This window comes from Vibrio breoganii (assembly GCF_024346795.1).
Classification (GTDB): domain Bacteria; phylum Pseudomonadota; class Gammaproteobacteria; order Enterobacterales; family Vibrionaceae; genus Vibrio; species Vibrio breoganii.
Map to the genome: position 1 here is coordinate 366565 of NZ_AP024864.1, position 13210 is coordinate 379774.

At 45.1% G+C, this 13210-nt stretch carries 9 protein-coding genes and 1 tRNA gene; 4 read left to right on the forward strand and 6 right to left on the reverse strand.

From position 1 onward, the window contains the following. Positions 1–9 precede the first annotated feature (9 nt). Both lptF and lptG read left to right on the forward strand, forming a co-directional pair. On the forward strand, positions 10–1110 hold the full coding sequence (gene lptF, locus OCU35_RS01780) for an LPS export ABC transporter permease LptF (protein ID WP_017030009.1): 1101 nt from the start codon (positions 10–12) through the stop codon (positions 1108–1110). Beyond that, complete coding sequence (gene lptG, locus OCU35_RS01785; RefSeq protein WP_261825549.1) at positions 1111–2181, forward strand: LPS export ABC transporter permease LptG; 1071 nt, start codon at positions 1111–1113, stop codon at positions 2179–2181. It begins immediately after the preceding gene. A gap of 57 nt (positions 2182–2238) precedes the next feature. Here lptG and OCU35_RS01790 read toward each other — a convergent pair whose 3' ends face one another. Next, complete coding sequence (locus OCU35_RS01790; RefSeq protein WP_017030011.1) at positions 2239–2715, reverse strand: RDD family protein; 477 nt, start codon at positions 2713–2715, stop codon at positions 2239–2241. A gap of 192 nt (positions 2716–2907) precedes the next feature. On the opposite strand from OCU35_RS01790, the gene OCU35_RS01795 reads away from it, so the two are divergent. Then, positions 2908–2992 (forward strand) — tRNA-Leu (locus OCU35_RS01795). A 210-nt stretch (positions 2993–3202) separates the two neighbouring features. Here OCU35_RS01795 and OCU35_RS01800 read toward each other — a convergent pair. Continuing rightward, positions 3203–4981 (reverse strand): sodium:solute symporter family transporter, encoded by a 1779-nt coding sequence (locus OCU35_RS01800; protein WP_261825550.1) that lies wholly within the window; start codon positions 4979–4981, stop codon positions 3203–3205. A 494-nt stretch (positions 4982–5475) separates the two neighbouring features. On the opposite strand from OCU35_RS01800, the gene xylB reads away from it, so the two are divergent. Then, the gene (xylB, locus tag OCU35_RS01805; RefSeq protein WP_353958595.1) at positions 5476–6960 is read left to right on the forward strand and encodes a xylulokinase; all 1485 of its coding nucleotides are present in this window, start codon (positions 5476–5478) and stop codon (positions 6958–6960) included. A 142-nt stretch (positions 6961–7102) separates the two neighbouring features. Here xylB and tkt read toward each other — a convergent pair whose 3' ends face one another. The 4 genes from tkt to OCU35_RS01825 all read right to left on the reverse strand — a co-directional run bounded on the left by tkt (position 7103) and on the right by OCU35_RS01825 (position 12828). Then, positions 7103–9097 carry a transketolase gene (gene tkt, locus OCU35_RS01810; RefSeq protein WP_261825551.1) on the reverse strand — a complete coding sequence of 665 codons (1995 nt, stop codon included), beginning with the start codon at positions 9095–9097 and terminating at the stop codon, positions 7103–7105. A gap of 110 nt (positions 9098–9207) precedes the next feature. Continuing rightward, a complete protein-coding gene (tal, locus tag OCU35_RS01815) occupies positions 9208–10158 on the reverse strand; it encodes a transaldolase (RefSeq protein WP_261825552.1) in 951 nt (316 codons plus the stop codon). A gap of 78 nt (positions 10159–10236) precedes the next feature. After that, positions 10237–11556, reverse strand: a complete 1320-nt coding sequence (gene xylA, locus OCU35_RS01820; RefSeq protein ID WP_261825553.1) for a xylose isomerase — start codon at positions 11554–11556, stop codon at positions 10237–10239. 189 nt (positions 11557–11745) lie between these two features. Next, positions 11746–12828, reverse strand: a complete 1083-nt coding sequence (locus OCU35_RS01825) for an ABC transporter ATP-binding protein (protein WP_017026782.1) — start codon at positions 12826–12828, stop codon at positions 11746–11748. Between the last annotated feature and the right edge of the window lie 382 nt (positions 12829–13210).

Consider the following 13210-nt stretch of genomic DNA (forward strand, 5'->3'; position numbering starts at 1 on the left):
GACTTTAGCGTGATTATTGTTAGATATTTGATCCGCGAGACAATCAAGAGCCAGCTGGCCATCTTTTTCGTACTGTTTTTAATCTTTTTAAGCCAAAGGTTTATCAGTGTGTTGGCCGAAGCCTCAAATGGCGATATTCCCGCCAGACTTATCATGACAGTGGTTGGTTTAAACATGCCCGCTATGGGCTTGTTAATGCTACCGCTGAGTTTATACATTGGTATTTTGCTTACTTTTGGCCGCTTGTACGCTGAAAGTGAGATAACCGTTATGAATGCAACAGGGATCGGGAACAAGTTCTTGATTCAGGCGGCTTTGTATCTGGCACTTATTACTTCTGGTGTGGCAGCGTTTAACTCTTTGTACTTCTCGCCTTGGGCTCAAGATAAAGAAGCACAGATAATGGAGGATTTGGCTGCTGACACGAGCGTTGAGCTATTGCAGAAAGGTCAGTTCCAGCGAACGCCTGATGGCACTGCTGTAGTCTTTATCGATGAGTTGAAAGATAAACGACTGACTAACGTCTTTATTGCACAAACTGTGGGTGAAGGTTCGATTCGCCCAAGTGTTGCATTTGCAGATTCAGGGCTAGCGCAAGAGTTGTCTGACGGTCGCCAGATCTTAACTCTGTTCAATGGTACGCGCTGGGAGGGGATACCCACTCAGCTTGACTATATGAGAACGGATTTTGATGAGTACGATGCGTTAATCGGTCAGCGTGAGGTCAAGCCTAAGGGGCGAGACTTTGAGGCGCTACCAACGATTCAACTGTGGAACAATCCGGATAAGCGAGCAAAGGCTGAGCTTCATTGGCGTCTTAGTTTGATTATTTGTATTCCGCTGCTCACCCTTGTGGTTATCCCGCTTTCTGCGGTAAACCCTCGACAAGGCCGCTTTGCTAAAATGGGACCCGCTATTTTGTTTTATTTGGCGTACTTTATGTCTATCAGTGCGGCAAAGTCAGCGATTGAAGATGGAAAAATCTCCGAAGTACTAGGGATGTGGCCGATGAATATTGGTTTATTGGTAGTGGGGTTAGCGCTTAATTCAATGGATAGTTTACCGGTACGACGCTGGAAAGATAAGATTCGCCAAAAGAGGGCTGCCTAGATGTTTAAGATTCTAGATTTATACATTGGCAGAACCATTATCGGTACCACCACTATCTGTTTGGTCACCTTGGTGGGCTTGTCAGGCATCATCAAATACGTTGAGCAATTGCGTAAAGTTGGACGTGGTACTTATGACTTGTTGCATGCACTCTACTTTGTAATGTTGAGTGTGCCTCGCGATATCGAGCTGTTTTTCCCTATGGCAGCCTTACTAGGTGCATTGATTGCGTTGGGAACCTTGGCGACAAGCTCAGAGTTAACGGTAATGCAGGCTTCGGGTTATTCCAAAGTTAACATCGGCATGTCAGTGCTGAAAACAGCACTGCCGCTAATGATGATGGTTATGCTGTTAGGTGAGTGGGGTGCTCCGCAAGCGCAGAAAATGGCGCGTGACCTAAGAACCATTTCAGTCTCTGGTGGCCAAATGGTATCAACACGAGCGGGTGTTTGGGCTAAAGATGCCAATGACTTTATCTATATTGGCCGAGTGAATGGCGAAGAGCTAACCGCCGTAAACATCTGGGAATATGACGAAAACAAAGACCTGATGCGCAGCTTGTTTGCGAAAAGTGCCGATTATAAGGGTGACAATGTTTGGACCTTGAATAACGTCACTACAACCTTGTATACCAATGAAACAGAGATTGATAAAAGCAAGCAAAGTAAGCTGGAGTGGCAGAGCACGCTAGCGCCAGAGAGGCTTGAGATTGTAACGGTTAAGCCTGAAGAGTTGTCTTTATCGGGGCTTTACAGTTATGTCACCTACCTGAAAGACTCAGAACAGGATGCCTCTCGATATGAACTGGCCTTCTGGCGGAAGATAACTCAGCCCTTATCCATTGCGGTAATGATGATGTTGGCGCTGTCTTTTGTATTTGGCCCGCTGCGTAGTGTGACTATGGGGGCAAGGATACTTTCTGGGGTTATTGCGGGATTCTCGTTCTATATCTCGTCAGAGTTTTTTGGGCCTTTGAGTGTTGTTTATCAAATCCCACCCATGTGGGGAGCTCTAGCTCCGAGCGTCGCCTTTATGCTGGTGGCCATTATGCTGTTGAGGCGTAAGCTTTAAACGAAACAAACAAAAAAGGATGGCAAATTTGCCATCCTTTTTTATGGGCCACTTTTTTTAGATAGCCTTCGGTAACACGACCACTTCAGTTTTTGCCCAGATATCGTGGAAACCGCGTTTTTCAGTATCCACTGGAACCGCTAAGTTACTCAAACCGAAGGCTGAGGTTGCAATGCGGATACAGGCTTGGGTCACACTAATGAGTGAGCCATCCTTATTTTGTACTCTTAGCTTCCAAGCTCGCATTCCTAGTGTTTGTCCTGCTTTAGTCCAGAAATACACAAAGAATCCAATCCAGATAATGGCTAGGTAGGAAGTGAATAGAACACTCCATAGCGGGTGCTGAGTAAGGTAGTCACTGACATCAATGTATTGACCATAGTCCATTAGACCGGCGGCAACTAATGCTTCAAAGATTGCAACGACGACACCTGCTGCCATCATCTCAATCGCAATTACAATTAGTGCGTCATAAAGCCAAGCACCAAGACGGCGCATTAAGCCTGCTTTAGGTAGAGAGTTTTGTGAATTCATTCGTTTTGAAGTTCTAATCATTGTATTTTGTGGCTCAGAATAGCCATTTGTTGCCTGACTGCAAAGAGATTCAGTGTAAAAAAGTGGCATCCATGTCTAAAAAACATGCGAACGAATCATAATTACAATATTTGCCCTTGCGTGCCCCTTCGGCTTACGTATAATGCAAAACGTACCTTAAAGGTACACAAAGCCGGTGTGGTGAAATTGGTATACACGACGGATTCAAAATCCGTTGCCTTCGGGCGTGGCGGTTCAAGTCCGCCCACCGGTACCATATTTAGAGAAAGCCCTAGTCGAAAGACTGGGGCTTTTTCGTATGTGAAGCACAATCATCATAGTGATGTTGTATCCATAGCGATCTTTGATCGGTTTGGGGGAAATTGGTGCAATGCTTATTTCCAATCGGAAACTTATAAGTGCCTGCATACAAAAAAGCCCTAACGAAATCGCTAAGGCTTGATGAAATCATAACCAAGGTTGTGGGTTAATTCGCACTAGCTTCTTCAGCTATATTCTCAACCGAATCGTCCACAGCTTTAACAAGCAATAGGCCAACGCCTAGTACTATGACGCCACATAGAACGAAGGTCATTCTTCCCCATAGTGGGTTTGGTAGTGCGAACATTGCCATTACACCAACGCCGGAAATTGCGATGAGAGTCCCCAGCATCTTTCTTTGCTTATTATCCAGTTTCTTCTGATCCGTCGAGTCATTCACAAGTGGTGTTGCTAGGTTATCAAAGAATAGGTCTACATCTTTTTGACGCTTTTCTTCAAGAGGCTTGTAGAACAAGGTTGTGGCACAGAAGAATCCTGCGGTAATTACCATGTGTCCAACTAGACCTACAGCAACCTTCACATCTGCCCACTCTCGCTTGGTTAGCTCATTAAGGCCGAACCATGACTCGATGTGATCTGCAGTGATGATGAAGCCAACGATGTAAGAGACGATGCCGCCGACCACTAGTGTCCCCCAACCGGCCCAGTCCGGTGTTTTCTTAATAAAGAAGCCACAGAATGCTGGGATAGTCATAGGGAAGCTAATCAGCGCACCCACGTACATCATGGTATCGAAAAGGCTTAGCCCTTTTAGAGAGTTGATGAACAGTGCGATGAAGATGATCGCAAAGCCAAAGAATGCTGAGGTTAGTTTTGAAACAACCATCAGTTCTTTTTCTGAGGCTTCAGAACGAAGAATTGGTTGATAAAAATTCATCACAAAGATGCCTGAGTTACGGTTCAACCCAGAATCCATAGATGACATTGTTGCTGCAAACATGGCTGAAATCAGTAATCCAACCATACCCGCCGGCATGTATTTCTCGACGAAGTATAGGTACGCGAAGTCACCCGCTTTATTACCTGCATCTGGATACTGGGCTGCAAGGTCAATGCCTTGAGAAGCAACAAACCAAGAAGGTAAGAACCAGATTACCGGACCAATGGTCATCAGAACACAGGCTAGTAACGCTGCCTTTTTGGCATTCTTAGAGTCTTTTGCGGCCAAGTAGCGATAAGAGTTAAGCATGTTGTTGGTGATGCTGAACTGCTTCATGAAGATACAGAATGCCCAAATACCAAAAATGCTTACGTAGTTTAGGTTATTACCTGAAACAAAAGAGGCACCTTCTTCAACAGGGAAGTTGTTGATGATATTCGAAACACCACCGCCATCTACTACGGCAATCACAGCACAGGTAATGGTTACGGCCATGATGATGACCATTTGCATGAAGTCAGAGGCAATAACGGCCCAAGAGCCGCCGCTCACCGACATAACCAGCACCACTAGGCCTGTTAACCAGATCGTGGTCTCCATATCGAAGCCGAAGATACCGGAAGCAATGATAGCGAGACCATTTAACCAGATACCTGCAGAAATGACGCTGTTTGGCATTGAAGACCAAGTGAACACTTGCTCGTTCTTGGAGCCGAAGCGCATGCGAATAGCATCAATAGGTGTAACCACACGTAATTGACGGAACTTTGGCGCAAAGTATAGGTAGTTCATCAGATAGCCAAATGCATTGGCTACAAAGATCATAGCGACAGCAAAACCATCTGAATACGCCTTACCTGCGGCACCGGTAAATGTCCAAGCACTGAACTGAGTCATAAACGCAGTTGCACCCACCATCCACCACAACATATTACCGCCCCCACGGAAGTAATCACTGGTTGTGCTGGTAAAACTACGGAACATCCAACCTATCGCAATTAGAAATAGGAAATAGACGCCAACAATAAGAGTATTGAGTTCCACTTTGGTATTCTCACATTCATTAAAAAACGAGCTGATAATATCCGCTGTTTTTATTATTTGTAGTATTATAATTTAAATGTGTGATGCTATTTGAAATCTAGAGAATTAAAAAATTCCCCACCAATAACTCCTGCTTTGATTGCCTTTATTTAAATCATTATAATTCAATGCCTTATGTTGTTTGTGTGTGTTTTTTTATAGCTTGATAATGAAGTTTTATCGACACAATAAGTATATTTATATGTACATAATTACTTTCTATAGAATACCTGTCTTGAGAAGGCGTATTTGATATGAAGTAGTTATAAGTGAGTCTGAATAAAGGGCTCTAATTGTGAGAGCCATACATCATCTCAGCATGAACAAGCATTTCAATGTGATCCACCCCCCAGTCGTGAAATCCCTGAATTTAAGAAACAAAAAACGTAATTGAGGGTGTGCCTTGGAGCGCTCATTATCGATATCAAGCAATTCGTGGTATTGAACAATACGCGATGACATTAGTTTTCAATGAGCAGGTAATCGGTATGTATATTGGAGTAGATTTAGGCACATCTGGTGTGAAGGTTATCGCACTGGATAATCAGGATAAAATCGTCGCACAAGCTACGCAGTCGTTGACGGTACAGAGACCACAACCTCTTTGGTCAGAGCAAGACCCTCATGCTTGGTGGGAGGCAACACAAACGGCTATTGATAGCCTTGCTGAGCAGATAGATATGTCAGCGGTTACAGCGATAGGTCTATCTGGACAGATGCACGGTGCAACCTTATTGGATAGCCAAGGTGAAGTGCTAAGAGCGGCTATTTTGTGGAATGATGGACGCTGTGCTGCCGAGTGTATTGAGCTTGAAAATGACGTGCCTAACAGCCGCGATATTGTCGGCAACTTGATGATGCCAGGCTTTACTGCCCCTAAGCTGAAGTGGGTAGCCAACCATGAGCCAGAAGTGTTTGCTAAGGTCGATATGGTGCTACTTCCTAAGGATTACCTGCGCTTTAAACTCAGTGGTGACTACGCATCAGACATGTCTGATTCTGCCGGTACAATGTGGCTTGATATCGCTAAGAGAGATTGGAGCGAAGAGTTACTCAAAGCAACCGGACTGACTCGTCAGCAAATGCCAGAATTGTTTGAGGGTAGTGAGGTGACAGGTCATCTCAACTCTGAGCTTGCTGCCCGCTGGGGAATGAAAGAGGTGCCGATTATTGCTGGTGGTGGTGATAATGCTGCGGGCGCTGTCGGTGTTGGTATTACCGAGCCCGGCCAAGCGATGCTGTCTCTTGGTACTTCGGGTGTGTATTTCGCAGTGAGTGACGGCTATATCTCTAACCCTGAATCGGCGCTGCACAGCTTTTGTCATGCGCTGCCAGGTACTTGGCATGCAATGTCAGTGATCTTGAGTGCGGCTTCATGTCTAGATTGGGTTGCGCAGCTGAGTGATTTTGAAGATGTTGGTCAGATGCTGGCGGAAACTGAAGCTAAGGCAAATCAAGAATCAACGGTTTATTTCTTGCCTTATCTTTCTGGTGAAAGAACGCCACACAATGACCCTACTGCCAAGGGCGTGTTCTTTGGAATGACGCACTCTACGACTAAATATGACCTCGTTCAGGCTGTGCTTGAGGGGGTTGGTTTTGCGTTTGCAGATGGCCTTGATGCCTTACACGAAACAAAACTAGTACCAGAAGAAATCTCATTGATTGGTGGTGGTGCGCGCAGTGCGTACTGGCGTCAAATGCTGTCCAATATCTTTGGTATGAAGGTGGTGTTCAGAGAAGGTGGTGATGTAGGCCCGGCTCTAGGCGCTGCAAGGCTGGCACGATTAGGCGTTGAAGAAGGTGCGACTATAACTGATGTATGCCCTGTGCCTCCGGTAATGCAAGTACATATGCCAGACTTAGCTGTTACAGAGCTGTACGCGAGTAAACGCGGAACTTATCAGGCGCTATATTCCCAGCTTAAGGGATTGTTCTAAGCATTGTTGATTTGATTATTTGAGGTCAGCCTATAAGGCTGGCCTTTTTTTGTTTTTGAAATCGAGGGTAGGTTTTATCTTACGGAAAGCATAAAAAGCGAGCACTGAAGACTAAGCGCCTCAGTACTCGCTTTTTGGTGTGTTATTTCAGTAGTTCAGCTGCTTTGCCAACAATGTTATCGACGGTAAAACCAAACATTTTAAATAGCTCACCCGCTGGAGCGGATTCACCAAATGTGGTCATGCCGACGATAGCGCCATCAAAGCCTACGTATTTGTACCAGTAATCAGCAATACCGGCCTCAATAGCAATACGCTTGGTAACCGCAGATGGCAATACAGACTCTCTATATTCCGCGCTCTGCTTATCAAATGTGTCTGTTGATGGCATAGAGACTACGCGCACTTGCTTGCCTTGTGCGGTTAGTTCTGCCGCCGCATTAACGGCTAACTCCATTTCAGAGCCCGTCGCAATCAGGATAAGCTCAGGTTTGGCAGAACAATCTTTCAGGATGTATCCGCCTCTTGTAATGTCTGCGAGTTGCTGCTGGTTTCTTGGTTGCTGAGTAAGGTTTTGGCGAGAGAATATCAATGCGCTTGGCGCATCTTTACGTTCTATAGCCAGCTTCCAAGCTACAGCTGATTCCACCTGATCACAAGGACGCCAAGTACTCATGTTTGGCGTTAAGCGCAATGATGCTATCTGTTCAACTGGCTGGTGGGTGGGTCCGTCTTCACCAAGGCCGATTGAGTCGTGGGTGTACACCTGAATGTTTTGGATCTTCATCAATGCGGCCATGCGCATGGCGTTGCGCGCATATTCCATGAACATTAAGAAGGTAGCGCCGTAGGGAACAAAGCCGCCATGTAAGGTGATGCCGTTCATGATAGCGGTCATACCAAACTCACGAACCCCGTAATGCATGTAGTTGCCTGTGGCATCTTCCGCAGAGATCGCCCTAGATCCTGACCACATAGTGAGGTTAGATGGGGCAAGATCAGCTGATCCTCCTAAGAATTCAGGCAAGATCTTACCAAAGGCCTCAAGGGCGTTTTGCGATGCTTTTCGAGAGGCAATATCCGCAGGGTTTGCTTGTAGATCATCGATGACCTTTTGGCTTAGCTCTTGCCATTGCTCTGGGAGTTCACCATGAGTTCTGCGTTTGAATTCGCTGGCGAGTTCAGGGTGTGCCTTTTCATAATCAGCAAGCTTCTGGTTCCACGCTGCTTCCTTAGCTGAGCCTGCCTCAGCCGCGTTCCACTGTGCGTAGATTTCCGATGGAATCTCAAACGGGCCATAGTTCCAACCTAGTTGTTTTCGTGTTGCAAGAATTTCCTCAGCTCCCAATGGTGCACCGTGGCAATCATGAGAACCCGACTTGTTTGGAGAGCCGAAACCAATAATGGTTTTGGTACAGATTAGGGTAGGGCGTGAGCAGTCTGCCTTCGCTTGTTCAATTGCAGTATTGATGGCAATAGGATCATGACCATCAACGTCCGCAATTACCTGCCAACCGTAGGCCTCAAATCGCTTAGGAGTATCATCGGAGAACCAGCCTTCAACCTCACCATCAATGGAGATGCCATTGTCATCCCAGAAAGCGACAAGCTTGCCTAGGCCCAAGGTTCCAGCCAAAGAGCAAGCCTCATGGGAGATGCCTTCCATTAGGCAGCCATCGCCAATAAACGCGTAGGTGTGGTGATCAACGATATCAAAATTGTCACGGTTGAACTGCGCCGCTAGGGTTTTCTCTGCAATGGCCATACCTACAGCGTTAGTGATCCCTTGTCCCAACGGGCCTGTGGTCGTCTCTATGCCTGGGGCATAGCCATATTCAGGATGACCTGGTGTTTTAGAGTGCAGTTGTCGAAATTGCTTTAAGTCATCAATAGATAAGTCGTAGCCACTGAGGTGGAGCAAAGAATAGATAAGCATTGAGCCATGACCATTTGATAGCACGAATCGGTCACGGTCTACCCAGTCAGGATTGGTCGGGTTATGGTTTAGATGTGTACGCCAAAGTACTTCGGCAATGTCAGCCATGCCCATTGGTGCACCTGGGTGTCCAGAATTGGCTTGCTGCACACCATCCATGCTCAATGCACGGATCGCGTTGGCGAGGAGTTTACGGTCCATATGTGAATGTCTCTATAGATAAAAGGAAAGTGGTTGGCTTATCTAACAGAGCATTTGTTTACGAGTGAGCTTACGGCTACAAACGCTCTGATTAGATACAAGAAAATGGTTTAAAGCTTTTCAGCGATCATCGTTTCAAGTTTGCCTTGGTCGACAGCAAAGTTACGAATGCCTTCCGCAAGCTTTTCTATGGCCATTGGATCTTGGTTGTGCTGCCACAGAAACTCGGCATGAGTTAATGGCTCTGGGCGATGTTGCACCGACTGATTGGCATGTAGCTTTTCGCTGATCTCAAGCTCAGTTTCTTCGAGCTCTTGAAGTAAATTAGGGCTAATGGTGAGGCGATCGCAGCCCGCAAGTTCGATGATCTCGCCAATATTTCGGAAACTGGCACCCATCACTATAGTGTTGTAATCATGCTGCTTGTAGTAGTTGTAGATCGTAGTAACAGACAGCACGCCAGGATCTTCTGACGCTTCGAACTCTTGGCCTTGCTTGGCCTTGTACCAATCCATGATTCTGCCCACGAATGGCGAGATCAAAAATACCCCCGCCTCCGCACAGGCACGAGCTTGAGCAAAAGAAAATAACAGTGTTAGGTTACAGTTGATCCCTTCATTTTCTAAGATCTCTGCGGCGCGGATCCCCTCCCAGGTAGAGGCGAGTTTGATCAGGATCCTGTCATTGCTAATGCCTGCATCGTTGTACATCTTGATCAATTGGCGAGCCTTACTGACACTCGCGTCTGTGTCATAGGATAATCTCGCATCTACTTCTGTTGAAATACGGCCTGGAATCGTGGTGAGGATCTCTTTACCTATGTTTACAGCAAGTCGGTCACAGGTATCTTGAATTTGCGTCGCTTTATTATTGCTTTGCGATTTTGCATAGATAATCGCTTCATCGATCAAGGGCGCGTATTCTGGCACTTGCGCTGCTTTTAAGATCAATGATGGGTTGGTGGTTGCATCTTGAGGTGCGTATTTTCTAATGGCATCTATTTCGCCAGTATCGGCAACGACAGTGGTGAATTTTCTTAGCTGTTGCAGTGCATTGTTCATGTTTGTTAATCCTATGGTGTTAGGAGAAAGTGATAATGAGGGGAGGTGCCAGTGAGCAAGCACTGACACCTTTAGACGTTATTTGTAGATAAAGTTGTTAACGATGTTTTCTAGATGTTCTTGACGACCCGATGCCATCTTAGGTGCAATGTTTTTCTCTTGAGCAAATTTAGCCACTTGCTCAAGGTTCATTTCACCGCTTAGGATTTTCTTACCTAGGTCGTCATTCCAGCCTGCGTAGCGCTCAGAAGTCAGCTTACCTAGCACGTCGTTTTCTAGCATTGCAGCTGCATTTTCTAGAGATTTCGCCATCACATCCATGCCGCCAATATGGCCGTGGAATAGGTCTTCAGCGTCGATAGATGGGCGACGAAGACGAGCATCAAAGTTAAAACCACCAGTAGTAAAACCGCCGGCTTTCAGGATTTCGTACATCACTAATGTGTTTTCTTCAACGCTGTTAGGGAACTGGTCAGTATCCCAACCTAGCTGAGCATCACCACGGTTTGCATCAATAGAACCAAACAGACCTAGAGAAGTCGCAGTTGCCACCTCATGGTGGAAGCTGTGTCCTGCAAGAGTAGCGTGGTTTGCTTCGATGTTGACCTTGATTTCATCTTCTAGGCCGTATTGCTTCAAGAAGCCATATACAGTCGCTGTATCGTAGTCGTATTGGTGCTTAGTCGGCTCTTGTGGCTTAGGCTCAATCAAGATAGTGCCGTTAAAGCCAATCTTGTGTTTGTGCTCAACCACCATCTGCATTAGGCGACCTAGTTGTTCACGCTCTTGGCGAAGGTCAGTGTTAAGCAGTGTTTCGTAGCCTTCACGGCCACCCCAAAGCACGTAGTTCTCACCACCTAGACGCTTAGTTGCGCCCATAGCGTTGAAAATTTGAGTTGCCGCATACGCAAACACTTTCGGGTCAGGGTTAGTGCCTGCACCTGACATGTAGCGAGGATTAGAGAAGGCGTTGGCTGTACCCCAAAGTAGTTTGGTGCCGGTTTCGGCTTGTTTCTGCTCTAGTACGTCAACCATAGTTTGGAAGTTGTTGATGTACTCTTTGATAGAGTTGCCTTCAGGAGCCACATCGGTGTCGTGGAAACAGTAGTAAGGCACGGTTAGCTTTGAGAAGAAATCGAAGGCGTGGTCGGCTTTCATACGAGCCACTTCCATTGGGTCGTTGCTTTTTAACCACGGACGGTCGTAAGTGCCAGCGCCAAATACGTCAGAGCCAGCCCAGCAGAAGTTGTGCCAGTAGCATGCAGCAAAGCGCAGGTGCTCTTTCATGCTTTTGCCCAGTACCATTTTGTCGGCGTCGTAGTGGCGGAAAGCAAGAGGGTTTGAAGAGTTAGAACCTTCAAACTTAATAGTATCGATGTTTTTAAAGAATTCGGACATAATTTTTGTACCCAGTTAGTAGGATTAATCTTCGAATTCAATGATCAATGTTCAGCGTTTTAATTACAATTATGAAATTTTATTTGTTGTTTAGGTAATTTATTATTGATTTGAGTTTATTTATGACAGCAAAATAACCACAGTGAATTAATGATCACTGCGGTTATTTTTAATAATTCTATATAAGAACTAAATTAAAGCCTTACCTGCACTATCAAAAACATGCATTCTATTTCTATCGATATAGAAGCGATGCATTTTATTGGCAGACACACTTTTATCAGAATCAACTTCAATCACTACATTTACATCTTGGTAAATGCCATTGATTTGCACCGTTGCACCCAGTAGCTCAGTTGTTTCAACAAACAATTCGATAGGGATCGAGTTGTCACTTTCTTCACTGCTGATATCCGATGGTCTGATACCTAAGGTTGCCGGGCCTTCTTGGATACTTGAATTGTGATAGGCCTCAGAAAGAAGGTAGTTTGTATCTTCTACTCTAAGCTCCCATAGTTCAGCCTTTTTATGAATATTCACAGGCAACATATTCATAGTTGGACTACCGATAAAGGTCGCAACAAACTGGTTTACCGGCTTATGGAATATCTCTTTTGGCGTTCCAACTTGCTCTATTAAACCATCACGTAATATAACTACCTTGTCTGCAAGGGTCATTGCTTCTATTTGATCGTGGGTGACATAAACGGTGGTTTTGTTGTGTTTTCTATGCAGTTCTTTTAGTTCAGTGCGCATGGTATTACGCAGCTTAGCATCTAGGTTTGATAGGGGTTCATCAAACAAGAATACCTCGGGTGTACGAACCATTGCACGACCCATAGCGACACGCTGACGTTGTCCCCCAGACAAGGCTCTTGGTTTTCTATTTAGTAGTGGTGTCAGTTGCAACATGTCAGAAACACGGCGAACTTGTTGCTCAACTTCTTTCTTATCTACCCCTGCCATCTTAAGGGAAAAACCTATGTTTTCTGCCACCGTCATATGTGGGTATAGGGCATAGCTTTGAAATACCATTGCGATATTTCTATCCTTTGGATTCAGGTCATTGACGACCAGATCATCAATGACAACTTCACCGTTGCTGATGTCTTCTAGGCCAGCCAACATTCTAAGGGTGGTGGATTTACCGCAGCCAGAGGGACCTAGCAGTACTACAAATTCGCCATCCTCAATCTTAAGATTGAAGTCCTTTACTACGTGCGTATCTCCGGAGTAAATCTTGTCTACGCCTCTAAACTCTACAGTTGCCATCGTCTCTACCTAAGTCCAAAAGGATGAATCATTTGCCTTATCATGAATTAGTTTTAGCTATTTCCTCAATTATGAAATTTATTACTGACTTTAAGTTATTTGACTAATTTGCGAATGATCACATCTCTAAGTTATTTAGCATCAAAAATAATAAAATAAGTGACCGAGTTCACATATAAAAGTAGAAGGAATTAGGTTTTGGCTTAGCTCTATTTAGCTCATCTCTATTAATTGATTTGGGAATCTTGATAAATAAACTCAACCTGTCAATGCCATGTGCTGTAAAGGAATTATAAATGTGAGCAATAGCTAATTATTGAGATAAACCTCGCTGACAAATAAAAAGAATAAATTTGATATGAAATTTCACAATTGCTGATGA